The 24,233-nt window shown below is 71.0% G+C and carries 22 protein-coding genes and 1 pseudogene; 17 read left to right on the top strand and 6 right to left on the bottom strand.

Going from position 1 to position 24,233, the window contains the following annotated elements; translation table 11 throughout:
• Positions 1–112: 112 nt before the first annotated feature.
• The 13 genes and pseudogenes from pdxS to IE145_RS13280 all read left to right on the top strand — a co-directional run bounded on the left by pdxS (position 113) and on the right by IE145_RS13280 (position 13,958).
• A complete protein-coding gene (gene pdxS / locus IE145_RS13340) occupies positions 113–1,033 on the top strand; it encodes a pyridoxal 5'-phosphate synthase lyase subunit PdxS (protein ID WP_003970325.1) in 921 nt (306 codons plus the stop codon).
• 6 nt (positions 1,034–1,039) lie between these two features.
• A complete protein-coding gene (gene pdxT / locus IE145_RS13335; protein WP_189521166.1) occupies positions 1,040–1,633 on the top strand; it encodes a pyridoxal 5'-phosphate synthase glutaminase subunit PdxT in 594 nt (197 codons plus the stop codon).
• Between the two features lie 61 nt (positions 1,634–1,694).
• Entirely contained in the window at positions 1,695–2,447 is a 753-nt protein-coding gene (locus IE145_RS13330) for a YebC/PmpR family DNA-binding transcriptional regulator (RefSeq protein ID WP_006123225.1), read from the top strand.
• 151 nt (positions 2,448–2,598) lie between these two features.
• Positions 2,599–3,177 (top strand): annotated as a pseudogene (ruvC, locus tag IE145_RS13325) (crossover junction endodeoxyribonuclease RuvC); the annotation flags it as partial.
• 221 nt (positions 3,178–3,398) lie between these two features.
• The gene (gene ruvA, locus IE145_RS13320; RefSeq protein WP_189521162.1) at positions 3,399–4,025 is read left to right on the top strand and encodes a Holliday junction branch migration protein RuvA; all 627 of its coding nucleotides are present in this window, start codon (positions 3,399–3,401) and stop codon (positions 4,023–4,025) included.
• A 29-nt stretch (positions 4,026–4,054) separates the two neighbouring features.
• Positions 4,055–5,140 carry a Holliday junction branch migration DNA helicase RuvB gene (gene ruvB, locus IE145_RS13315; RefSeq protein ID WP_189521160.1) on the top strand — a complete coding sequence of 362 codons (1,086 nt, stop codon included), beginning with the start codon at positions 4,055–4,057 and terminating at the stop codon, positions 5,138–5,140.
• A gap of 167 nt (positions 5,141–5,307) precedes the next feature.
• Positions 5,308–5,790, top strand: a complete 483-nt coding sequence (yajC, locus tag IE145_RS13310; RefSeq protein ID WP_189521158.1) for a preprotein translocase subunit YajC — start codon at positions 5,308–5,310, stop codon at positions 5,788–5,790.
• Between the two features lie 150 nt (positions 5,791–5,940).
• Positions 5,941–7,731, top strand: coding sequence for a protein translocase subunit SecD (secD, locus tag IE145_RS13305; protein ID WP_189521156.1), 1,791 nt, complete (start codon positions 5,941–5,943; stop codon positions 7,729–7,731).
• 1 nt (position 7,732) lies between these two features.
• Entirely contained in the window at positions 7,733–8,803 is a 1,071-nt protein-coding gene (gene secF, locus IE145_RS13300; protein WP_189521154.1) for a protein translocase subunit SecF, read from the top strand.
• A 3-nt stretch (positions 8,804–8,806) separates the two neighbouring features.
• On the top strand, positions 8,807–9,358 hold the full coding sequence (locus IE145_RS13295; RefSeq protein ID WP_189521152.1) for an adenine phosphoribosyltransferase: 552 nt from the start codon (positions 8,807–8,809) through the stop codon (positions 9,356–9,358).
• Positions 9,359–9,528: 170 nt separating this feature from the next.
• Entirely contained in the window at positions 9,529–12,150 is a 2,622-nt protein-coding gene (locus tag IE145_RS13290) for a RelA/SpoT family protein (RefSeq protein WP_189521150.1), read from the top strand.
• A 156-nt stretch (positions 12,151–12,306) separates the two neighbouring features.
• A complete protein-coding gene (locus IE145_RS13285) occupies positions 12,307–12,759 on the top strand; it encodes a carboxymuconolactone decarboxylase family protein (protein ID WP_189521148.1) in 453 nt (150 codons plus the stop codon).
• Positions 12,756–13,958 carry an MFS transporter gene (locus IE145_RS13280; RefSeq protein ID WP_189521146.1) on the top strand — a complete coding sequence of 401 codons (1,203 nt, stop codon included), beginning with the start codon at positions 12,756–12,758 and terminating at the stop codon, positions 13,956–13,958. Before IE145_RS13285 ends, IE145_RS13280 begins: the two co-directional genes overlap by 4 nt.
• Positions 13,959–14,024: 66 nt before the next feature.
• Here IE145_RS13280 and IE145_RS13275 read toward each other — a convergent pair whose 3' ends face one another.
• Positions 14,025–15,254, bottom strand: coding sequence for a DUF349 domain-containing protein (locus tag IE145_RS13275; RefSeq protein ID WP_069737355.1), 1,230 nt, complete (start codon positions 15,252–15,254; stop codon positions 14,025–14,027).
• A 213-nt stretch (positions 15,255–15,467) separates the two neighbouring features.
• The gene (locus IE145_RS13270) at positions 15,468–16,259 is read right to left on the bottom strand and encodes a peptidylprolyl isomerase (protein WP_189521144.1); all 792 of its coding nucleotides are present in this window, start codon (positions 16,257–16,259) and stop codon (positions 15,468–15,470) included.
• Positions 16,260–16,416: 157 nt separating this feature from the next.
• Here IE145_RS13270 and IE145_RS13265 point away from each other — a divergent pair, with 157 nt between their 5' ends.
• On the top strand, positions 16,417–17,106 hold the full coding sequence (locus tag IE145_RS13265; protein ID WP_189521142.1) for an MBL fold metallo-hydrolase: 690 nt from the start codon (positions 16,417–16,419) through the stop codon (positions 17,104–17,106).
• Between the two features lie 17 nt (positions 17,107–17,123).
• Complete coding sequence (gene hisS / locus IE145_RS13260; RefSeq protein ID WP_189521140.1) at positions 17,124–18,386, top strand: histidine--tRNA ligase; 1,263 nt, start codon at positions 17,124–17,126, stop codon at positions 18,384–18,386.
• Positions 18,387–18,449: 63 nt separating this feature from the next.
• Here hisS and IE145_RS13255 read toward each other — a convergent pair whose 3' ends face one another.
• The 4 genes from IE145_RS13255 to IE145_RS13240 are packed head-to-tail and all read right to left on the bottom strand — an operon-like array spanning position 18,450 to position 21,990.
• A complete protein-coding gene (locus IE145_RS13255; RefSeq protein ID WP_189521138.1) occupies positions 18,450–19,070 on the bottom strand; it encodes a response regulator in 621 nt (206 codons plus the stop codon).
• A gap of 12 nt (positions 19,071–19,082) precedes the next feature.
• Positions 19,083–20,357 carry a sensor histidine kinase gene (locus IE145_RS13250; RefSeq protein WP_189521136.1) on the bottom strand — a complete coding sequence of 425 codons (1,275 nt, stop codon included), beginning with the start codon at positions 20,355–20,357 and terminating at the stop codon, positions 19,083–19,085.
• Positions 20,315–21,136 carry an ABC transporter permease gene (locus tag IE145_RS13245; RefSeq protein ID WP_189521134.1) on the bottom strand — a complete coding sequence of 274 codons (822 nt, stop codon included), beginning with the start codon at positions 21,134–21,136 and terminating at the stop codon, positions 20,315–20,317. Before IE145_RS13245 ends, IE145_RS13250 begins: the two co-directional genes overlap by 43 nt.
• On the bottom strand, positions 21,133–21,990 hold the full coding sequence (locus IE145_RS13240; RefSeq protein ID WP_189521132.1) for an ABC transporter ATP-binding protein: 858 nt from the start codon (positions 21,988–21,990) through the stop codon (positions 21,133–21,135). The genes IE145_RS13245 and IE145_RS13240 overlap by 4 nt, the downstream gene beginning before the upstream one ends.
• A gap of 136 nt (positions 21,991–22,126) precedes the next feature.
• Between IE145_RS13240 and IE145_RS13235 the strand changes: the two genes are divergently transcribed.
• Both IE145_RS13235 and IE145_RS13230 read left to right on the top strand, forming a co-directional pair.
• Positions 22,127–22,765 carry a vitamin K epoxide reductase family protein gene (locus IE145_RS13235; protein ID WP_189521130.1) on the top strand — a complete coding sequence of 213 codons (639 nt, stop codon included), beginning with the start codon at positions 22,127–22,129 and terminating at the stop codon, positions 22,763–22,765.
• A gap of 91 nt (positions 22,766–22,856) precedes the next feature.
• Positions 22,857–24,227 (top strand): replication-associated recombination protein A, encoded by a 1,371-nt coding sequence (locus IE145_RS13230; protein ID WP_189521128.1) that lies wholly within the window; start codon positions 22,857–22,859, stop codon positions 24,225–24,227.
• The last annotated feature ends 6 nt before the right edge of the window (positions 24,228–24,233 follow it).

Below are 24,233 nucleotides of genomic sequence, written 5' to 3'. Positions count from 1 at the left end.
CGATCTGGGGCCAAAACGATCCACGGCCTGTTCATTGGCCCTTGCTGTGGCCTGCCCCCACAGCGTTTGCTCGGCGATGCAGTATCCAGCGTCTTTCACCGAGTGAGGTCCCGTGTCCACGCTTCCCAGCACCCCGCAGTCCGCCGAGTCCCCCGCCACCGGCACCGCCCGCGTCAAGCGCGGCATGGCCGAGCAGCTCAAGGGCGGCGTGATCATGGACGTCGTCGACGCCGAGCAGGCGAAGATCGCCGAGGACGCGGGCGCCGTGGCCGTCATGGCCCTGGAGCGGGTCCCCGCCGACATCCGCAAGGACGGCGGCGTGGCCCGGATGTCCGACCCCAACATGATCGAGGAGATCATCGGGGCCGTCTCCATCCCGGTCATGGCCAAGTCCCGCATCGGTCACTTCGTCGAGGCCCAGGTCCTCCAGTCCCTCGGTGTCGACTACATCGACGAGTCCGAGGTCCTCACCCCGGCCGACGAGGTCAACCACAGCGACAAGTTCGCCTTCACCACCCCCTTCGTCTGCGGCGCCACCAACCTGGGCGAGGCCCTGCGCCGCATCGCCGAGGGCGCGGCCATGATCCGCTCGAAGGGCGAGGCCGGCACCGGCAACGTCGTCGAGGCCGTCCGCCACCTGCGCCAGATCAAGAACGAGATCGCGCGGCTGCGCGGCTTCGACAACAACGAGCTGTACGCCGCCGCCAAGGACCTCCGCGCCCCCTACGAGCTGGTCAAGGAGGTCGCCGAGCTCGGCAAGCTGCCCGTCGTGCTGTTCTCCGCCGGTGGTGTGGCCACCCCGGCCGACGCCGCACTGATGCGCCAGCTCGGCGCCGAGGGCGTCTTCGTCGGCTCCGGCATCTTCAAGTCCGGCGACCCGGCCAAGCGCGCCGCCGCCATCGTGAAGGCCACCACCTTCTACGACGACCCCAAGGTCATCGCGGACGCCTCCCGCAACCTGGGCGAGGCCATGGTCGGCATCAACTGCGACACCCTGCCCGAGTCCGAGCGCTACGCCAACCGCGGCTGGTAACCACTGATGAGCGACACCCCTGTGATCGGCGTCCTGGCGCTCCAGGGCGACGTACGGGAGCACCTGATCGCCCTGGCCTCGGCGGACGCCCTGGCCAGGCCGGTCCGGCGCCCCGAGGAGCTGGCGGAGGTCGACGGCCTGGTCATCCCGGGCGGCGAGTCGACCACCATGTCCAAGCTGGCGGTCCTCTTCGGCATGATGGAGCCGCTGCGCGAGCGGATCCGGGCCGGGATGCCGGTCTACGGCACCTGCGCCGGGATGATCCTGCTGGCCGAGAAGATCCTCGACCCGCGCTCCGGCCAGGAGACCGCCGGCGGCATCGACATGATCGTGCGGCGCAACGCCTTCGGCCGGCAGAACGAGTCCTTCGAGGCCGCGGTCGAGGTCGCCGGGATCGACGGCGGCCCCGTGGAGGGCGTGTTCATCCGCGCCCCCTGGGTGGAGTCCGTCGGGGCCGGGGCCGAGGTCATCGCCGAGCACGGCGGTCACATCGTGGCCGTACGCCAGCGGAATGTCCTCGCCACGTCGTTCCATCCCGAACTGACCGGCGACCATCGCGTGCACGCTCTGTTCGTGGACATGGTGCGCGCAGTGAAGTGAGCGGACCCCGGTAGGATCTCTCGGGTTCGACTCGATTTTGGTGACGCGAAGGAGAAGGCAGATGTCCGGCCACTCTAAATGGGCTACGACGAAGCACAAGAAGGCCGTGATTGACGCCAAGCGCGGCAAGCTCTTCGCGAAGCTGATCAAGAACATCGAGGTCGCGGCCCGCTCCGGCGGCGTCGACCCCGATGGCAACCCCACGCTCGTCGACGCCATCCAGAAGGCGAAGAAGAGTTCCGTCCCGAACAAGAACATCGACTCCGCCGTCAAGCGCGGCGGCGGGCTCGAAGCGGGCGGTACCGACTACGAGACGATCATGTACGAGGGTTACGGCCCGAACGGTGTCGCGGTGCTCATCGAGTGCCTCACCGACAACCGCAACCGTGCCGCCTCCGACGTACGTGTCGCGATGACCCGGAACGGCGGCTCGATGGCCGACCCGGGCTCCGTCTCGTACCTGTTCAACCGCAAGGGCGTCGTGATCGTGCCCAAGGGCGAGCTGACCGAGGACGACGTCCTCGGCGCGGTCCTGGACGCGGGCGCCGAGGAGGTCAACGACCTCGGCGAGACCTTCGAGGTGGTCAGTGAGGCCACCGACATGGTCGCGGTGCGCACCGCCCTCCAGGAGGCGGGTATCGACTACGACTCCGCCGAGGCCAACTTCCTGCCCACCATGCAGGTCGAGCTGGACGAAGAGGGCGCCCGCAAGATCTTCAAGCTCATCGACGCGCTGGAGGACAGCGACGACGTGCAGAACGTCTTCGCCAACTTCGACGTGTCCGACGAGGTCATGGAGAAGGTCGACGCCTGAGGCGCGGCCGGCACAGCACGGTGCGACGGGCCGACGGGGACACCCCGTCGGCCCGTCGTCATGTGGTTGCGGGGCTTTGTCAGTGCGAGCCGATAGCCTGCGGGAACAGATGAACGAGTGGGCGTCGCGAGCGGCGAGGACAGGGGGTTCCATGCGGGTTCTGGGCGTTGACCCGGGACTGACCCGGTGCGGCGTCGGCGTGGTCGAGGGGGTCGCGGGCCGCCCGCTGACCATGCTCGGCGTCGGCGTCGTGCGCACCCCCTCCGACGCGGAGCTGGGCGAGCGGCTCGTCGCCGTGGAGCGGGGCATCGAAGCCTGGCTCGACGAGTACTCCCCGGGTTACGTGGCGGTGGAGCGGGTCTTCGCCCAGCACAACGTCCGTACGGTGATGGGCACCGCCCAGGCCAGCGCCATCGCCATGCTCTGCGCCGCCCGCCGGGGCATCCCGGTCGCCCTGCACACGCCCAGCGAGGTCAAGGCCGCCGTCACCGGATCGGGCCGCGCGGAGAAGGCCCAGGTCGGGGCCATGGTGACCCGGCTGCTCCGACTGGACGCCCCGCCCAGGCCCGCCGACGCCGCCGACGCCCTGGCCCTCGCCATCTGCCACATCTGGCGGGCTCCCGCCCAGAACCGGCTCCAGCAGGCGGTGGCGGCGCACCGCACGACGGGCGCCTCTCGCCGGCAGGCCACGCCGGGCATCTCCCGCACCCCTGGCGCGTCCGGTGCGGCGGACGCACCCCGTACGCCTGACGCGTCCGCCGCACCCCGTTCCTCCGGCGCGTCCGCCGCACCCCGTTCCTCCGGCGCGTCCGCCGCACCCCGCACCTCCGGCGCGTCCGCCGCACCTCGTACCTCCGGCGCGTCCGCCGCACCTCGTACCTCCGGCGCGTCCGCCGCACCCCGTACCTCCGGCGCGTCCCGCGCCCCGCGCACGCTGAAAGGCCGCTCCGCATGATCGCCTTCGTCTCCGGCCCGGTGGCCGCCCTCGCCCCGACCACGGCCGTCATCGAGGTCGGCGGCATCGGCATGGCCGTCCAGTGCACCCCGCACACCCTCGCCGACCTGCGCGTCGGCAAGGAGGCCCGGCTCGCCACCTCCCTGGTCGTCCGGGAGGACTCCCTCACGCTGTACGGCTTCGCGAACGACGACGAGCGTCAGGTGTTCGAGCTGCTCCAGACCGCCAGCGGCGTCGGGCCCCGGCTCGCCCAGGCCATGCTCGCCACCCACAGCCCCGACGCCCTGCGTCTCGCGGTCTCCACCGGCGACGAGAAGGCGCTGACCGCCGTCTCCGGCATCGGCAAGAAGGGCGCCCAGAAGCTGCTGCTGGAGCTCAAGGACCGGCTCGGCGAACCGGCCGGCGCGCACATCGGCCAGCAGGGCATCGGCACCCCCCACACCGCCGGCTGGCGCGACCAGCTCCAGGCCGCCCTGATCGGCCTGGGCTACGCGAGCCGCGAGGCCGACGAGGCCGTCAACGCCGTCGCTCCGCAGGCCGAGGCCGCCGCCGCCGAGGGCACCGCACCCCCCGTGCCCCAGCTCCTGCGGGCCGCCCTGCAGACTCTCAACCGCGCACGCTGACCGGCACCGAACCACCGAAGAGGCCCCTGATGAACTGGGACGAGACCGGACCCGAAACCGACGAGCCGACCGGCCCGGTCTTCGACGACCGGCTGGTCGACGCGGACGCCGACGGCGAGGACACCGCGGTCGAGGCGGCGCTGCGCCCGAAGGACCTGGACGAGTTCGTCGGCCAGGAGAAGGTCCGCGAACAGCTCGACCTGGTCCTCAAGGCGGCCCGCGCCCGCGGCGCCACCGCCGACCACGTGCTGCTCTCCGGCGCCCCCGGCCTCGGCAAGACCACCCTCTCGATGATCATCGCGGCCGAGATGAACGCCCCGATCCGCATCACCTCGGGCCCCGCCATCCAGCACGCCGGCGACCTCGCGGCGATCCTCTCCTCCCTCCAGGAGGGCGAGGTCCTCTTCCTCGACGAGATCCACCGCATGTCCCGGCCCGCCGAGGAGATGCTCTACATGGCCATGGAGGACTTCCGGGTCGACGTCATCGTCGGCAAGGGCCCCGGCGCCACCGCGATCCCGCTGGAGCTGCCCCCCTTCACCCTGGTCGGGGCCACCACCCGGGCCGGACTGCTGCCGCCCCCGCTGCGCGACCGCTTCGGCTTCACCGGGCACATGGAGTTCTACGCCCCCGCCGAGCTGGAGCGCGTCGTCCACCGCTCCGCCCGCCTGCTGGACGTGGTGATCGACGTGGAGGGCGCCGCCGAGATCGCCGGACGCTCCCGGGGCACCCCCCGTATCGCCAACCGGCTGCTCCGCCGGGTCCGCGACTACGCCCAGGTCAAGGCGGAGGGGACGATCGACCGGGAGATCGCCGCGGCGGCCCTCAAGGTGTACGAGGTCGACGCCCGCGGCCTCGACCGGCTGGACCGCGCCGTCCTCGGCGCCCTGCTGAAGCTGTTCGGCGGCGGCCCCGTCGGCCTGTCCACCCTGGCGGTCGCCGTGGGGGAGGAGCGCGAGACCGTCGAGGAGGTCGCCGAGCCCTTCCTCGTACGGGAAGGACTGCTGGCCAGGACCCCGCGCGGCCGGGTCGCCACCCCCGCTGCCTGGGCCCACCTGGGACTGGTCCCGCCGCAGCACGGAGCAAAGGGACAACAGGGCCTGTTCGGGGCGTGATACGTCACAGGTTCGACCGGACAGGAACCCGGGTGCCATGCTGGGCGTTGTTCCATCGATGCGGACTCATCTAGACTCCGCCGATGCCGCCCTAACCGGTCGGTGTACCCACCCCCGTATATAGAGGCCGCATTCCAGTCGCGGTCGTGCGAAGGAATTCCCGTCCCGTGGATCTCATCACTCTCCTCCCCTTCATCGTGCTCATCGGGGCCATGTTCCTGATGACCCGCTCCGCCAAGAAGAAGCAGGCGGCGGCCGCGCAGATGCGCAACGACATGCAGCCCGGCACCGGCGTCCGCACGATCGGGGGCATGTACGCGACCGTGAAGGAAGTCCACGACGACACCGTGCTCCTCGAGGTCGCCCCCGGCGTGCACGCGGTCTACGCGAAGAACGCCATCGGCGCCGTTCTCGACGACGCGGAGTACAACCGCATCGTCCACGGCGACGACCAGGAGCTCGACGCGGACGGCACCGTCGTTCCCGACGACGCCTCGTCGCTGACCGGTGACGCCGACGCCGAGGTCGCCAAGATCGACCTGGGCAAGGACGACGTGGCCGACGACGCCGAGACCGAGGACGCCACGGCCAAGGACGTCAGGGACGCCAAGGGCGAGGACAAGACCGACGGCGACGCCGACTCCAAGTAGTTCTCACGATCCCGGGGACGTCGCGCGCCCACCGGCGCGGGGCGTCCCCGGGACCGTGCGGTCGTCCGCGGGGGCAGGGTCCCCACTACACTTCGTGGCCGCTCGGGCGCGTACCCGGCGCGGGGCGGTTGGACAGGGAGAAACGAGAAGGTGGCAGCACCCAAGAAGGGCCGAGGGCCGTCCAGCGGTCAGGGCAGGCCGGGGCGTGCCCTGGCGCTGATCCTCATCGTCATGGTCGCGCTCGCCGGAGGGATGTTCCTGTCCGGGCACACCACACCCCGGCTGGGCATCGACCTGGCCGGCGGGACCTCGATCACGCTGGAAGCGCAGAACCAGCCCGGCAAGCCGAACGCGATCAACCCGACCAACATGGACACCGCGGTCGGGATCATCGAGCGGCGGGTCAACGGTCTGGGCGTCTCCGAGGCCGAGGTCCAGACCCAGGGCAACAAGAACATCATCGTCAACATCCCCAAGGGGACGAACTCCAAGCAGGCCCAGGAGCAGGTCGGTACCACCGCCCAGCTCTACTTCCGGCCTGTTCTGACGGTGCAGGCGAGCGGCCCCGAGACGCCCACGCCCTCCGGCTCCGCCACCTCCTCGCCCTCCGCGACCCCGAAGCCCGGTGAGTCCGCCCAGGGCGAGGACAAGGCCAAGGACGAGGGCGAGCCCCAGGGCGAGGAGGCCACCGGTTCGGAGGCCACCCCCTCGGCGAGCGCCACCACCCAGGGCCGCGCGGTCACCGGCGCCCTGAAGAAGGACGACCCGACCCCCGGCGCCTCCGACAAGCCGAAGGCCTCCGAATCCCCCGAGGCGTCGCCCTCCGCGGACCCGGCCACGGCCAAGCTCCAGGAGGAGTTCGCCAAGCTCGACTGCACCGACCCCAAGCAGCGGACCGAGGCGGGCAAGAACGCCAAGGCCACCGACACGATCGTCGCCTGCGGTTCGAACGTCCCGGGCAGCTACGAGAAGTACATCCTCGGCCCCGCCGAGGTCTCCGGCAGCGACGTCGACGACGCCAAGGGCGCCATCGACCAGCAGACCGGCGAGTGGATCGTGTCCATGGAGTTCACCTCCAAGGGCGCGAAGAAGTTCCAGACGATCACCAGCCGGCTCTCGCAGCAGCAGCCGCCGATGAACCAGTTCGCGATCGTCCTCGACGGCGAGGTCGTCTCCGCCCCGTCGGTGCGCACGGCGCTCAGCAAGAACGCCCAGATCTCCGGCAGCTTCGACCAGCAGTCGGCCGAGGACCTCGGCAACATCCTGTCCTACGGCGCCCTGCCGCTGACCTTCAAGGAGGTCAGCGTCACCACGGTGACCGCCGCGCTCGGCAGTGAGCAGCTCCGGGCGGGCCTGATCGCCGGTGCGATCGGTCTGGCGCTGGTCATCATCTACCTGGTCGTCTACTACCGGGGTCTCGCGTTCATCGCGCTGCTGAGTCTTCTGGTCTCCGGCATCCTGACCTACACGATCATGTCGTTGCTGGGCCCGGCCATCGGCTTCGCGCTGAACCTGCCCGCGGTCTGCGGCGCCATCGTCGCCATCGGCATCACAGCGGACTCCTTCATCGTGTACTTCGAACGGGTGAGGGACGAGATCCGCGAAGGACGCACGCTGCGACCGGCCATCGAGCGCGCCTGGCCGCGTGCCCGCCGCACCATCCTGGTCTCCGACTTCGTGTCGTTCCTGGCCGCCGCGGTGCTCTTCATCGTCACCGTCGGCAAGGTGCAGGGCTTCGCCTTCACCCTCGGCCTCACCACGCTGCTCGACGTCGTCGTGGTGTTCCTCTTCACCAAGCCCCTGATGACGCTCATGGGCCGGACGAAGTTCTTCTCGAAGGGCGGCCCGTGGTCCGGGCTGGACCCGAAGCGGCTCGGCGCCCAGCCGCCGCTGCGCCGCTCGCGCCGTGTCAACGCCCCCACCGAACCGAAGGAGGCGTGAGATGTCGCGACTCGGCAATCTCGGCGCCCGGCTCTACCGCGGCGAGGTCGGCTACGACTTCATCCGCAACCGCAAGATCTGGTACGGCGTCTCGATCCTGATCACCATCACGGCCATCATCGGCGTGGCGGTGGGCGGCCTCCGGATGGGCATCGAGTTCAAGGGCGGCGCGGTCTTCACGACCGACACCAAGGCCCAGATCTCCACCTCCCAGGCCACCGACGTGGCGACCGAGGCCTCCGGGCACCAGGCCATCGTCCAGGAGCTCGGCAACGGCGGTCTGCGCATCCAGATCACCGAGGTCGACACCGCGAAGGCGAACGAGATCAAGGAGACCCTCTCCGACGAGCTCGGCATCCCCGCCAACGACATCAACGCGGACCTGGTCGGCCCCAGCTGGGGTGAGCAGATCGCCAACAAGGCGTGGACCGGCCTCGGGGTCTTCATGATCCTGGTGGTGATCTATCTGGCGATCGCCTTCGAGTGGCGGATGGCCGTCGCCGCCCTCATCGCGCTGATCCACGACATCACCATCACGGTCGGCGTCTACGCCCTGGTCGGCTTCGAGGTCACCCCGGGCACGGTGATCGGTCTGCTGACCATTCTCGGTTACTCCCTGTACGACACGGTGGTCGTCTTCGACAGCCTCAAGGAGGGCCAGAAGGACATCACCAAGCAGACCCGCTTCACGTACAGCGAGATCGCCAACCGGTCGATCAACAGCACTCTGGTCCGCTCCATCAACACCACCGTCGTGGCGCTGCTGCCGGTGGCCGGCCTGCTGTTCATCGGCGGCGGCGTCCTCGGCGCCGGCATGCTGAACGACATCTCGCTGTCGCTGTTCGTCGGTCTCGCCGCCGGTGCCTACTCCTCGATCTTCATCGCCACGCCGCTCGTCGCCGACCTCAAGGAACGCGACCCGCAGATGAAGGCGCTGAAGAAGCGGGTCCTGGCCAAGCGGGCCGCCGCGGCCGCCAAGGGCGAGTCCCCCGAGGACCGGCGCGAGGGCGCCGCGACGGCGGGCACGGCGATCGGCCGCCCCCGGTCGCCCCGCACCCCCGGGAAGCGCTGAGCGATGACGAGCACCACGGAATCCATCAGGGAGCTGCTGCTCAGCCGGATCCGCGATGTCGCGGACTATCCGAAGCCGGGCGTGGTGTTCAAGGACATCACCCCGCTGCTCGCGGACCCGGTCGCCTTCACGGCGCTCACCGACGCCCTCGCGGAGCTGTGCGTACGGCACGGGGCCACGAAGATCGTCGGCCTGGAGGCGCGCGGCTTCATCCTGGCCGCACCCGTCGCGGTCCGGGCGGGCATCGGTTTCGTCCCGGTCCGCAAGGCCGGAAAGCTCCCCGGAGCCACGCTGAGCCAGACCTACGAGCTGGAGTACGGCAGCGCGGAGATCGAGATCCACGCGGAGGACCTCGACGTTGATGACCGGGTCATGGTCATCGACGACGTCCTCGCCACCGGCGGCACCGCCGAGGCCTCGCTGGACCTCATCCGGCGGGCCGGCGCGCAGGTCGCCGGCGTCGCGGTCCTCATGGAGCTCGGCTTCCTCGCGGGCCGCGCCCGCCTGGAGCCGGGCCTCGACGGCATCCCGCTGGAGGCCCTGATCACGGTCTGAACGCCGGACCGCGGTCCGGCGACGGACATCGAGCACACCAGGATGGGCACCCGGGAACACCGGGTGCCCATTCCTCGTTGTGCAGGCTCCCACCGTCCCCGGACGAGGTCTCGCCGGGGGATCGATACCATGGGCTCTCCGGGTACCCCGGATCCGCACGAGGAGCGCTCTTGCCAGACGAGGCCCAGTCAGCCGCCGCCCCGCAGCCCGACAAGCCCGTGGCGGCCCCCGCCACGCCCGAGAAGGCTGCGCCCTCGAACGCGCCGGAGCCCGCGCCCGCCGAGCCGGCCGCCGAGCCCGCGCCCCCCCGGGCCGCGAAGCCTGCCACTCCTCCCGTGAAACCCGCGGCCCCCGAGGCCCCGCCGAAACCGGCCGGGACGACGGGCCCCGCGCAGCCTCCGGCCAGGAAACCGGCCCCCGCCGCGCCCAAGCCCCCGCCCCCCGGGCCCCCCGCGAAGGCCGGGGCCGCCGGCGGCTCCGCCTCCCGCACCGGCGGCTCCTCCAACCGGGTGCGGGCCCGCCTCGCCCGGCTGGGCGTACAGCGCTCCAGCCCGTACAACCCCGTCCTGGAACCGTTGCTGCGTACGGTCCGGGGCAACGACCCCAAGATCGAGACGACCACGCTCCGGCAGATCGAGAAGGCCTACCAGGTCGCCGAGCGCTGGCACCGGGGCCAGAAGCGCAAGAGCGGCGACCCCTACATCACCCACCCGCTGGCCGTCACCACGATCCTCGCCGAGCTGGGCATGGACCCGGCGACGCTGATGGCGGGCCTGCTGCACGACACCGTCGAGGACACCGAGTACGGCCTGGACACCCTCCGGCGGGACTTCGGCGACCAGGTCGCCCTGCTCGTCGACGGCGTCACCAAGCTGGACAAGGTCAAGTTCGGCGAGGCCGCCCAGGCCGAGACCGTACGCAAGATGGTCGTCGCCATGGCCAAGGACCCCCGGGTCCTGGTCATCAAGCTCGCCGACCGCCTGCACAACATGCGCACCATGCGCTATCTCAAGCGGGAGAAGCAGGAGAAGAAGGCCCGCGAGACGCTGGAGATCTACGCCCCGCTGGCGCACCGGCTGGGCATGAACACCATCAAGTGGGAGCTGGAGGACCTCGCCTTCGCGATCCTCTACCCCAAGATGTACGACGAGATCGTCCGCCTCGTCGCCGAGCGGGCCCCCAAGCGCGACGAATACCTCGCCATAGTGACCGACGAGGTCCAGTCCGACCTGCGCGCCGCCCGCATCAAGGCCACCGTCACCGGCCGCCCCAAGCACTACTACAGCGTCTACCAGAAGATGATCGTGCGAGGCCGCGACTTCGCCGAGATCTACGACCTGGTCGGCATCCGCGTCCTCGTCGACACGGTCCGCGACTGCTACGCGGCGCTCGGCACCGTCCACGCCCGGTGGAACCCGGTCCCGGGGCGGTTCAAGGACTACATCGCAATGCCCAAGTTCAACATGTACCAGTCACTGCACACCACGGTGATCGGTCCCAGCGGCAAGCCCGTCGAGCTCCAGATCCGTACGTTCGACATGCACCGCCGCGCCGAGTACGGCATCGCCGCCCACTGGAAGTACAAGCAGGAAGCCGTCGCGGGCGCCTCGAAGGTCCGTACCGACGTCCCCAAGAACACCGGGCGCGGCCAGGACACGGTGAACGACATGGCGTGGCTGCGCCAGCTCCTGGACTGGCAGAAGGAGACCGAGGACCCCGGTGAGTTCCTGGAGTCCCTGCGCTTCGACCTCTCGCGCAACGAGGTCTTCGTCTTCACGCCGAAGGGCGACGTGATAGCGCTGCCCGCCGGCGCGACCCCCGTCGACTTCGCGTACGCCGTCCACACCGAGGTCGGGCACCGGACCATAGGAGCACGCGTCAACGGGCGGCTCGTCCCGCTCGAATCGACGCTCGACAACGGCGACCTGGTCGAGGTCTTCACCTCCAAGGCGGCCGGCGCCGGGCCCTCCCGGGACTGGCTCGGCTTCGTCAAGTCGCCGCGCGCCCGCAACAAGATCCGCGCCTGGTTCTCCAAGGAGCGCCGCGACGAGGCCATCGAGCAGGGCAAGGACGCCATCGCGCGGGCCATGCGCAAGCAGAACCTGCCGATCCAGCGCATCCTGACCGGCGACTCCCTGGTCACCCTCGCCCACGAGATGCGCTACCCCGACATCTCCTCGCTGTACGCGGCGATCGGCGAGGGCCATGTCGCGGCGGCGGGTGTCGTCCAGAAGCTGGTGCAGGCGCTCGGCGGCCACGACGAGGCCAACGAGGACATCGCCGAGTCCACCCCGCCCTCGCACGGCGGGCGCAGCAAGCGCCGCGCAAACGCGGATCCCGGCGTCGTCGTCAAGGGCGTCGAGGACGTCTGGGTCAAGCTCGCCCGCTGCTGCACCCCCGTCCCCGGCGACCCGATCATCGGCTTCGTCACCCGGGGCAGCGGCGTCTCCGTGCACCGCGCGGACTGCGTCAACGTGGAGTCGCTCTCGCAGCAGCCCGAGCGGATCCTCGACGTCGAGTGGGCGCCCACCCAGTCCTCCGTCTTCCTGGTCGCCATCCAGGTCGAGGCGCTGGACCGCTCCCGGCTGCTCTCCGACGTCACCCGGATCCTCTCCGACCAGCACGTCAACATCCTCTCGGCGGCCGTCCAGACGTCCCGCGACCGGGTGGCCACCTCACGCTTCACCTTCGAGATGGGCGACCCCAAGCACCTGGGCCACGTCCTGAAGGCCGTACGCGGTGTGGAGGGCGTCTACGACGTCTACCGGGTCACGTCGGCCCGCAGGCCGTAGGCACTGCCGTAACCACGGTCGTGGCGTGACCGTACCGAGGTCACGCCACGGCCCTTTCCGTACGGCCGCCGCGTCTTTGACGCCCGGCGATTGACCCATGATTTTGCCCTGAGAGTGCACCCCGAGCGAGGTCGCTTCCGCGCCTACGGTCCTTGCATGACCACTTTTCAGGTGCCTCAGCGCATGAATTTCGCCGCCGTCTCCCCCCGGGTGTTCAAGGCCGTCCTCGCCCTCGACGCCGCCGCCCGCGAGGGGCTCGACCCCGTCCTTGTGGAACTGGTGCAGATCCGCGCCTCGCAGATCAACCGGTGCGCCTACTGCATCGACTACCACACCGGGGACGCCCGCAGGGCCGGAGAGCTGGAGGACCGGATCCACCAGCTCTCCGCATGGGAGGAGTCGAGTCTGTTCACCGCGAAGGAACGGGCCGCCCTCGCCCTGACCGAAGCGGTCACCCTCCTGCCCGAGGGAGTGCCGGACGCGGTGTACGAGGAAGCCGCACGGCACTTCGAGGAGAAGGAGCTCGCCCAGCTCATCGCCCTCGTCCTCACCGTCAACGCGTGGAACCGGATGAACGTCACCACGCGCAAGACGCCCGGTACCCCGTGACCACCGTCGAGACCGGGACGACCACGGCCACCGGTCGCTCACCCGCCAAGGGCTGGCTCGCCGTCATGGCGGTGACCCTGGGCATCTTCTCCCTGATGACCTCCGAGCTGCTCCCGGTGGGACTGCTCACCCCCGTCGGCCAGGCGCTCGACGTCTCCGAGGGGACCGCCGGGCTCATGGTGACGGTGCCCGGCCTGGTCGCCGCGGTCTCGGCGCCCCTGGTCACCGTGGCGACCGGACACATCGACCGCCGTGTCGTCCTGGTGGTCCTGATCGGGCTGATGGGCGCGGCCAATCTGGCCTCCGCCTTCGCCACCGGCTTCACGCTGGTCCTCGTCGCCCGGTTCCTGGTCGGTCTCAGCGTCGGCGGCTTCTGGTCCGTCGCCGGAGGCATCGCCCTGCGGCTGGTGCCGGCCAGGCATGTCGCCCGGGCCACCGCCGTGATCTTCGGCGGGGTGGAGACCGCGTCCGTCCTGGGCGTGCCCAGCGGAACGCTCATCGGCGACCTCAGCGGATGGCGCACCGCGTTCGCCGCCGTGGGCATCCTCGGGCTCGTCTCCCTGGCCTGCATGCTCTTCCTCATGCCCAGGGTGCCGGCCGGGCGGACCGTCACCTTCTCGGCCCTGCCGCAGGTCTTCAGGGGCAACGCCGGTGTCCGGGTGGGTATCGCCCTCACCTTCCTGGTCATCACCGGCCATTTCCTCGCCTACACGTTCGTCCGGCCGGTCCTCCAGGGCGACGGCGTGACCGACAGCTCGATCAGCGTGCTGCTGCTGACGTTCGGAACCGCCGGAATCTGCGGCAACTTCATCGCCGGAGCCCTCGTCACCCGCCACCTCCGGCGCTGCGTCATGGGCATCTCGGCGGTCCTCACGGCGGCCATGGCCGTCCTCGCGCTCGCCGACACCGGCGCCTTCTCGGCGGGGACGATCCTGGTGCTGTGGGGGCTGGGCTACGGCGCGGTCCCGGTCACCTTCCAGACCTGGATACTCGACGCCGCACCGGACGCCACCGAGGCGGCCACCTCGCTGTACGTCTCGGCGTTCAACCTGTCCATCGCCCTGGGCGCGCTCCTCGGCGGCTTCGCCGTCGACGGCATCGGCACCACGAGCGTGCTGTGGGCCGGCGCCGCGCTGACCGTACTGGCGCTGTTCGTGGTGGGCGGCGCCCGGCGCACGGTGGAACACCCCATTCCGTAGCCGCCGGCACGGGAAAGGCCCCGGTACGCATCGCGTACCGGGGCCTCGCCTGTCACCGCTCGGGGCTCAGCCGCCGAACTCCTCCAGGCCCTTCAGCGCCTGGTCCAGCAGCGCCTGGCGGCCCTCCAGCTCCTTGGCCAGCTTGTCCGCGCGGGCGTTGTTGCCCTGGGCACGCGCGGTGTCGATCTGGCCACGCAGCTTGTCCACGGCGGCCTGGAGCTGGCCGGTCAGACCCTCGGCGCGGGCCCGCGCCTCCGGGTTCGTCCGGCGCCACTCGGACTCCTCCGACTCCAGGAGCGCCCGCTCCACCGCCTGCATCCGGCCCTCGACCTTCGGGCGGGCGTCACGCGGTACGTGACCGATGGCCTCCCAGCGCTCGTTGATGGACCGGAACGCGGCGCGGGCCGCCTTCAGGTCCTTCACCGGCACCAGCTTCTCGGCCTCGGCAGCGAGCTCCTCCTTGAGCTTGAGGTTCTCGCCCTGCTCGGCGTCCCGCTCCGCGAAGACCTCGCTGCGGGCGGCGAAGAAGATGTCCTGGGCGCCGCGGAAACGGTTCCACAGGTCGTCCTCGGCCTCGCGCTGGGCGCGGCCCGCCGCCTTCCACTCGGTCATCAGATCGCGGTAGCGCGCCGCCGTGCCCGCCCAGTCCGTCGAACCGGACAGCGACTCGGCCTCGGTGACCAGCTTCTCCTTGGCCTTGCGGGCCTCCTCGCGCTGGGCGTCCAGCGCGGCGAAGTGGGCCTTGCGCCGCTTGGAGAACGCCGAGCGGGCGTGCGAGAAGCGGTGCCACAGCTCGTCGTCCGACTTGCGGTCGAGGCGGGGCAGACCCTTCCAGGTGTCCACCAGCGCCCGCAGCCGCTCACCGGCCGACCGCCACTGCTCGCTCCGCGCCAGCTCCTCGGCCTCGGCGACCAGCGCCTCCTTGGCCTGCTTGGCCTCGTCGGTCTGCTTGGCCTTCTGCGCCTTGCGCTCCTCGCGCCGCGCCTCGACCGTCGCGACGAGCGCGTCCAGCCGCTTGCGCAGCGCGTCCAGGTCGCCCACCGCGTGGTGCTCGTCGACCTGCTGCCGCAGATGGTCGATGGCCGTCGTCGCGTCCTTCGCCGACAGATCGGTGGTCTTCACCCGCCGTTCGAGGAGGCCGATCTCGACCACAATGCCGTCGTACTTGCGCTCGAAATAGGCCAGAGCCTCCTCGGGGGAACCGGCCTGCCACGATCCGACGACCTGCTCGCCCTCGGCTGTACGCACGTACACGGTGCCCGTCTCGTCGACGCGGCCCCACGGGTCGCTGCTCACAGCGCCTCCTCCACCTGATGCCTGCGAGGGGGTTCGCCCCCCGGGCATCGTCCACAGTTTCCTGGGGCGGGCATCGCCCGCCCTGCACAACGCCAATCTAGGCGACCGGCCGCCCGGCTGTCCGCACTCAGCGCGGCTGAAATTCTCCGCTCGGGCGGGTGAAAGGGCTCCGCCCGGGCGGAGCCCCTTCCCGGTGGTCGCCGTCCCGCGGGCTCAGCTCTTCTCGACGGAGACCTTCTCGACCGTCACGGCCTTCTTGGGGGCGCCGTCGCCCGCACCGCCCTCGACCCCGGCCGCGCCGACCTTCTCGACGGCCTTCAGCGACGCGTCGTCCATCGTGCCGAACGGCGTGTAGGTGGGCGGGAGCTTCGTCTCCTTGTAGACCAGGAAGAACTGGCTGCCGCCGGAGTCCGGCTGGCCGGTGTTGGCCATCGCCACCGTGCCCGGCGGGTAGACGACCGTTCCGTCGTCGCCCGCCTTGCCGAGCGCGTCCAGGTTCTCGTCCGGGATGTTGTAGCCCGGACCGCCCGTGCCGTCGCCCTTGGGGTCGCCGCACTGGAGCACGAAGATGCCCTGGGTGGTCAGCCGGTGGCACTTGGTGTCGTTGAAGTACCCCTTGTCGGCGAGCGCCTTGAAGGAGTTCACCGTCTCCGGGGTCTTCGCCGCGTCCATCGAGAACGCGATGTCGCCCTGGCTCGTGGCGAGCGACATCGTGTAGGTGGCCTTCTTGTCGATCTTCATCGGAGGCGTGGGAGCCTTGCTCTCGCTCTCCGAAGGCTCCGGAGTGGGGGTCTGGCTCGCCGCCGCCTCGCTCTTCTTGTCCTTGTCGTCGTCCTTGCCCGCCACGACGAACGCGCTCACGCCCACGACGGCGACCACGGCCACCGAGGCCGCGACGATCGCGGTGATGCGCCTCGTCCTGCGGCGGGCTTCCTCCCGGCGCTTCTGCTGGCGCTCGAACTTCTCCCGGGCGAGCTGCCGCCGCCGCTGTTCGCTGCTGGACACCGGTTGGGCTCCTTGTTACGTCGTGGATCGTCGGATGGGGGCCTGAGCTGCCCGTACCGTATATGGGTTACCTGTGTCATGAGGAGCGCCGGTAGGCTCTGATCCGCCGCATCCTCGTACTGCGGGCCGCATCCTCCGCCGAACATTAAGGACGATCGTGCTTATTGCCGGGTTCCCCGCCGGGGCCTGGGGGACCAATTGCTATCTGGTCGCCCCCGCCGCCGGTGAGGAGTGCGTGATCATCGACCCGGGCCACCAGGCCGCCCAGGGCGTCGAGGAAGCGCTGAAGAAGCATCGGCTCAAGCCCGTCGCCGTCGTTCTCACCCACGGCCACATCGACCACGTCGCCTCGGTCGTGCCGGTCTGCGGCGCCCACGACGTCCCCGCCTGGATCCACCCCGAGGACCGCTACATGATGAGCGACCCGGAGAAGGCGCTGGGCCGCTCCATCGGGATGCCGCTCATGGGCGAGCTGACCGTGGGGGAGCCGGACGACGTCAAGGAACTGACCGACGGGTCGAAGCTGACCCTGGCCGGCCTGGAGTTCGGCGTCTCGCACGCGCCCGGCCATACCAAGGGGTCGGTGACGTTCGGGATGCCCGAGGCCGCGGACATTCCGCCGCTCCTCTTCTCGGGCGACCTGCTCTTCGCCGGCTCCGTCGGACGCACCGACCTGCCCGGCGGCGACCACGCCGAGCTGCTCGAGTCGCTGGCCCGTGTGTGCCTGCCGCTCGACGACTCGACCGTGGTGCTGTCCGGCCACGGCCCCCAGACGACCATCGGCCGCGAGCGCGCCACCAACCCGTATCTGAACGGGCTGGACGCGGCTCCGCGCCGAGGACTGTAGACGAGAGACGTATTCACGTGAGCACCTTTCAGGCCCCCAAGGGCACGTACGACCTGACCCCGCCCCGTTCCGCGACGTTCCTCGCGGTGCGCGAGGCCATCGCGGCCCCGCTGCGCGACTCCGGCTACGGCTACATCGAGACGCCCGGCTTCGAGAACGTCGAGCTCTTCGCCCGCGGTGTCGGTGAGTCCACCGACATCGTCACCAAGGAGATGTACACCCTCACCACCAAGGGCGGCGACCAGCTGGCGCTGCGCCCCGAGGGGACCGCGTCCGTGCTCCGCGCGGCCCTGGAGGCCAACCTCCACAAGGCGGGCAACCTCCCCGTCAAGCTCTGGTACTCCGGCTCGTACTACCGCTACGAGCGCCCGCAGGCGGGCCGCTACCGCCACTTCTCGCAGGTCGGCGCCGAGGCCATCGGCACCGAGGACCCGGTCCTGGACGCCGAGCTGATCATCCTCGCCGACCAGGCGTACCGCTCGCTGGGCCTGCGGCAGTTCCGCATCCTGCTGAACTCGCTGGGCGACAAGGAGTGCCGCCCGGTCTACCGCGAGGCGCTCCAGAGCTTCCTGCGCGACCTGGACCTCGACGAGGAGACCCGCCGCCGCATCGAGATCAACCCGCTGCGTGTGCTGGACGACAAGCGGGCCGACGTGCAGAAGCAGCTGACCGACGCCCCGAAGCTCCGCGACTACCTGTGCGACGCGTGCAAGGCGTACCACGAGGAGGTCCGGGCGCTTCTCACGGCCGCCGGTGTGGTCTTCGAGGACGACGAGAAGCTGGTGCGCGGCCTCGACTACTACACCCGCACCACCTTCGAGTTCGTCCACGACGGTCTCGGCGCCCAGTCCGCGGTGGGCGGCGGCGGCCGCTACGACGGCCTCTCCGAGATGATCGGCGGCCCCGAGCTGCCGTCCGTCGGCTGGGCGCTCGGTGTGGACCGCACGGTCCTCGCCCTGGAGGCCGAGGGCATCGAGCTCGACCTGCCCTACACCACCAGCGTGTACGCGGTCCCGCTCGGCGAGGAGGCCCGCCGGGCGCTGTTCGGCGTCGTCACCGGGCTGCGCCGCGCGGGGATCGCCGCGGACTTCGCGTTCGGCGGCCGGGGCCTGAAGGGCGCGATGAAGAGCGCCAACCGCTCGGGCGCGCGCTACGCCCTGGTCGCGGGCGAGCGCGATCTCGCCGAGGGCGTCGTCCAGCTCAAGGACATGGAGTCCGGCGAGCAGAGCGCGGTGCCGCTGGCCGAGGTCGAGGCCGAGCTGGCGAAGCGCCTCGGCTGACCGGGCCGTGAACGGGGCGCGGGCGGCAGGACCCCAGGTCCCGCCGCCCGCGCCCCTGCGCGTTCACAGCAGCCCGTGGCGCATCGCCCCCGTCACCGCGGCGGTCCGGTCGCCGACCCCCAGCTTGCCGAAGACCCGCAGCAGATGGGTCTTCACCGTCGACTCGCCGATGAACAGCCGCCGCCCGATCTCCGCGTTGGTGCACCCCTCCGCCACCAGCCGCAGCACCTGCGTTTCGCGCTCCGAGAGCCGGGGCACCTCCGGCGCTTCGCGCAACTGGTCCACCAGGCGGGTCGCCACCGTCGGGGCCAGCACCGTCTCGCCCCGGGCCGCGGCCCGGATCGCGTCCGCCAGCTGGGCCCGGCCCAGGTCCTTGAGCAGATAACCGGACGCGCCGGCCTCCACCGCTCGCAGGATGTCGCTGTCGCTCTCGTACGTGGTCAGCACGACGACCCGGCACGGCAGCCCGGCCGCACGGATCCGCCGGATCGACTCGACGCCCCCGCCGCCCGGCATCCGCAGGTCCATCAGCACGATGTCCGGCAGCAGCTCCGCGCAGAGGGCCTCGGCGCGCGGACCACTCGACGCCTCGGCCACCACGGTCAGGTCCGGCTCGGCCTCCAGCATCCCGCGCAGCCCCTCCCGTACGACGGGGTGGTCGTCGGCCAGCAGGACTCGGATCATCAGGAACTCCTTCTAGGGGTGCTGAGCGCCGCCCGTGGCCGGGGCGGCCGGCGGCAGTGGCAGGGTCACGGTCACCGAGGTCCCGGCGCCCGGCTCACTGCGTACCGTCGCGCCGCCGCCCGCCTCCTCGGCCCTGGCCCGGATGCCGTCGAGGCCGTAGCCCTCGCGCGGCGCCCGGGGGTCGAAGCCGCACCCCTCGTCCCGTACGGACAGGGTCAGGGCGTCGGAGGTGTACGTCAGCACGACGGCCACCGGTACGGACGGGCCCGCGTGTTTACGGGTGTTGGCGAGGGCCTCCTGACAGGCGCGCAGGACGACGACCTCGTACGCGGTCGGCAGCGGGCGGACGCCTCCGGTCACCGTCAGCTGGGCCGGGGCGCCGGTCTGCGCGGTGTGCCGGTCGGTCAGCCGGTGCAGGGCGTCCGCCGGCGAGTTGCCCGCCAGATCGGCCGGTGAACCGCCGGCCACCAGCGCCCGTGCCTCGGCGAGGTTCTCCCGCGCGGTCCGCGTCATCAGCGCCACATGCCGCCGGGCCCGCGGCAGATCGTGCTCCAGCTCGGACTCGACGGCCTGCGAGAGCATCAGCAGGCTGGTGAAGCCCTGGGCCAGCGTGTCGTGGATCTCCCGCGCCATCCGCTCCCGCTCCGCCAGCGCCCCGTGGGCCGTGGACAGCCGGGCGATCTCCTCGCGGCCCGCCTCCAGCTCGGCGATCAGCGCGGCCCGCTCGCGGCTCTGGGCGACGATCCGCATCGTCCACCGCCCCAGGAACGCGCTGAACGCGAAGGTCGCCACCGCCAGCAGCAGCCGGAACGCGGCCTCGCCCGCCGTGGGATGCCACAGCAGCGTCCAGCCGACGAACGGCACCGCGCCCATACCGCCCAGCACCCACAGCGCGTCCCGCAGCCGCAACAGCATGAAGCACTGCGGGGCCAGCGCGAACGTGACCAGCTGCGTCTCGCCGACCAGCATCGCGGTGGGCAGGAAGAGCAGCAGCGCTCCCACCACATAGCGGCGGGCCGGCCCCTCGGCCCCGCTGTCGTCCAGCATGGCCGGCCGGCCGACCAGGACGTACCACGGCAGATTCAGCGCCACGATCGCGGCCGCCGTCAGGCGGACCGGCCACGACGGTTCGGCCGCCCCCAGCACCACGGCGAGGGTGACCGCCCAGACGACGGCGAAATACCCGTCCCAGGGAGGCAGCGACCGGACCCAGACGTCGGAGTCACGCGCCCCGCCCGTACCGGTCAGCCGTCGCGCCGGCTCTTCCAGCGGAACGTCAGCAAACACAGCAGCAACCCTCCGATGCACCACGCGCCCAGCACCAGGGCGACCCGTCCGAACTCCCAGCCGCCCGCCTGCTCCAGCACGGCGGCCGATTCGGGCAGGAAGACCCCGCGAAAGCCCTGGCACATCCACTTCAGCGGGAACAGGGCGCCGATGTTCAGCATCCAGTCCGGGAGTTCGCTCGCCGGGATGTAGACGCCGGAGACGAACTGGAGCACCAGGAACGGCAGGACGACCACCGAGCCCGCGCTCCGGCCCGACCCGGGCAGACTGCTGATCGCGATGCCGAGTAGCGCGCAGGCCGCCGTCCCGAGCAGGAAGATCCAGCCGAACGTCAGCCAGGTGGACACGTCCCCGGGCAGGTGAAGATCGTACAGTCCGACACCCACCGCCAGCAGGACGGCCGCTTCCAGGGCCCCGGTGCCCAGGACCAGCCAGACCTTTCCCAGGAAGTAGGCGGAGGGCGGCATCGGTGTGGAGATCAGCCGGCGCAGCAGCCTCTCGTCGCGCTCGATCGCGATGGAGATGCCGAGCGACTGGAAGCTGGTCGCCATGATGCCCGCCCCGAGCATCGCGGCCACATAGATCTGCGAGACGGACACCTCGCCGTCCGCCACCTCACCGCCGAAGATCGAGGCGAGCAGCACCAGAAGGACGACGGGGAAGGCGAGTGAGAAGACGACCTGGTCGCGCAGGCGGAAGAACTGCTTCAGCTCCAGACCGCCGCGCAGCAGACCCAGGCGCCACGCACCGGGCAGGCCGGTGGTGTCCCGCGCGGTCATCGGACGGCCTCCGGCTGCCCGGTGAGCCGCAGGTAGACGTCCTCCAGCGTGGGCCGGGTGACGAGCAGCCCCGGGACCTCTCCGCCGAACCGGTCGGCGAGCGCGGTGACCGTACGGGTCGGCGTCGCGGTCTCCTCGGAGCGCGGCGATCCGTCGGGCTCCGTCCACCGGACCGTGGCATGGGTGCCGTACCGGGCCCGCAGCTCCCCGGGAGTCCCCTCGGCGACCGCGGCGCCCGAGGCGACGACCACGAGCCGGTCGGCGAGCGCCTCGGCCTCCTCCAGATAGTGCGTGGTCAGGAGGATGGTGGTGCCGTCCGCCGAGAGCAGCCGGATCAGCTCCCAGAACTGCCGACGGGCCGCCGGATCGAATCCGGTGGTCGGCTCGTCGAGCAGGAGGAGTTCGGGGGAGCCGATCACTCCGAGCGCCACGTCGAGGCGGCGGCGCTGACCGCCGGAGAGGGCCTTCGTCCGGGATCCCGCCTTCGCCGAGAGGCCGACCAGGGCGATGGTCTCGTCGGGGTCGCGCGGGCGGGGACAGTAGCGGGCGAAGTGCCGGACCGTCTCCCGCACCGTCAACTCGGCGGGAGCGGATTCATCCTGCCAGACGATCCCGACCCGGGACCGTTGACGGCGGTCGGCCGTGGCGGGGTCGACACCGAACACTTCCACCTGGCCGCCGTCCCGGTCCCGCTGCCCCTGGAGCACTCCCACACAGGTGCTCTTCCCGGCGCCGTTCGGGCCGAGCAGTCCGTACACCTCGCCGCGCCGGATGCCCAGGTCCAGGCCGTCCAGCGCGGTCACAGCGCCGTATCGCTTGCGCAGTCCGCGCACGTTCACCACGAGTTCCGTCATGGGTCCGAGCCTTCCGTGCGGCCGGCGGTCCGCTGCCCACCGGACGTACACCTTTATGTCCATCGAACGGTGGACCGGTGCGGGGGTGCGGCACAATGACCTTGCCCGGCTGACCACTCGGTGACGGAACGGCGATATGACGACTGCAGCGGTAGACCACGATCTCTCCTCCGATCAGGACGAGGGCGGCCGCAAGCGCGCCTTCGGGGCCGGACGCGGTCTGGCCCTGCTTCTGGTGATCACCGGTGCGGCCGGCCTGCTGGCCTCCTGGGTCATCACGATCGACAAGTTCAAGCTGCTGGAGGACCCCTCCTTCACCCCCGGCTGCAGCCTCAACCCCGTCGTCGCGTGCGGCAACATCATGAAGAGCGAGCAGGCCTCCGCGTTCGGGTTCCCCAACCCGATGCTGGGGCTGGTCACGTACGGCATGGTCATCGCGATCGGGATGGGCCTGCTCGCCGGCGCCCGCTACCGCGGCTGGTTCTGGCTCGGGCTGAACGCCGGGACGCTGTTCGGGGTCGGCTTCTGCACCTGGCTCCAGTACCAGTCGCTGTACAACATCAACTCGCTCTGCCTGTGGTGCTGCCTGGCCTGGGTCGCCACCATCGTCATGTTCTGCTACGTGACCACGCACAACGTCAAGCACCGCATCCTCCCGGCCCCGGCCTGGCTGCGCAGCGGGCTCACCGAGTTCCCCTGGGTGCTTCCGGTGATGTGGATCGGGATCATCGGCATGCTGATCCTGACCCGCTGGTGGGACTTCTGGACCAGCTGAGGACCACCCGCGAGCTGGACAGGTGCTGCCGGCCGGTCCGCCGGAGACGCCCCCGGCGGCCCTGTCAGTGGGGTCGCTTAGGCTTCATGACGTGGAGCCCGACCTCTTTACCGCAGCCGCCGAAGACCGCCAGGAGAAGGACCCGTCCAGCAGCCCCCTCGCTGTCCGGATGCGTCCGCGCACCCTCGACGAGGTCGTCGGCCAGCAGCATCTGCTGAAGCCGGGCTCCCCTCTGCGCCGCCTCGTCGGCGACGGGGGGAGCGGCCCCGCGGGGGCGTCCTCCGTCATCCTGTGGGGCCCGCCGGGCACCGGCAAGACGACCCTGGCGTATGTGGTCAGCAAGGCCACCAACAAGCGTTTCGTGGAGCTCTCCGCGATCACCGCGGGCGTCAAGGAGGTCCGCGCCGTCATCGAGAGCGCGCGCCGCGCCACCGGTGGCTTCGGCAAGGAGACCGTCCTCTTCCTGGACGAGATCCACCGCTTCTCCAAGGCCCAGCAGGACTCCCTGCTTCCCGCCGTGGAGAACCGCTGGGTCACGCTCATCGCCGCCACCACGGAGAATCCGTATTTCTCGGTCATCTCCCCGCTGCTCTCGCGCTCCCTGCTGCTCACCCTGGAACCGCTGACCGACGACGACCTGCGCTCTCTGCTGCGCCGGGCGCTGACCGAGGAGCGGGGGCTCGGCGGGGCGGTCACCCTGCCCGAGGACGCCGAGGCGCATCTGCTGCGCATCGCGGGGGGCGACGCGCGCCGGGCGCTCACCGCGCTGGAGGCCGCGGCCGGAGCGGCCATCGCCACGCAGGAGGCGGAGATCACGCTGGAGACGGTCGAGGCGACCGTCGACCGCGCCGCCGTGAAGTACGACCGTGACGGCGACCAGCACTACGACGTGGCCAGCGCGCTCATCAAGTCGATCCGCGGCTCCGACGTGGACGCCGCACTGCACTATCTGGCCCGGATGATCGAGGCGGGGGAGGACCCCCGGTTCATCGCCCGGCGGCTGATGATCTCGGCCAGTGAGGACATCGGGCTCGCGGACCCCACCGCGCTGCCGACGGCGGTGGCGGCCGCCCAGGCCGTCGCCATGATCGGTTTCCCGGAGGCGGCGCTCACCCTCAGCCACGCCACCATCGCGCTGGCGCTCGCCCCCAAGTCCAACGCGGCGACGCTGGCGATCTCCGCCGCGCAGGACGATGTGCGCAGAGGGCTCGCCGGACCCGTCCCGGCCCATCTGCGCGACGGTCACTACAAGGGCGCGGCCAAGCTCGGCCACGCCCAGGGCTATGTCTATCCGCACGACGTGCAGGGCGGCATCGCGGCCCAGCAGTACGCCCCGGACGCCGTCCGCGACCGGCAGTACTACACCCCCACCCGCTACGGCGCCGAGGCACGGTACGCGGACGTCGTCGAGCGGGTCCGCGAGCGCCTCGGCCGCGTCGGCGACGGCGGCGAGCAGGGATAGGGGCCC

The organism is Streptomyces sindenensis, from assembly GCF_014649035.1.
GTDB lineage: Bacteria > Actinomycetota > Actinomycetes > Streptomycetales > Streptomycetaceae > Streptomyces > Streptomyces sindenensis.
The sequence above is the reverse complement of the archived record's forward strand: the minus strand, read 5'-3'. Positions and strand labels throughout refer to the sequence as shown.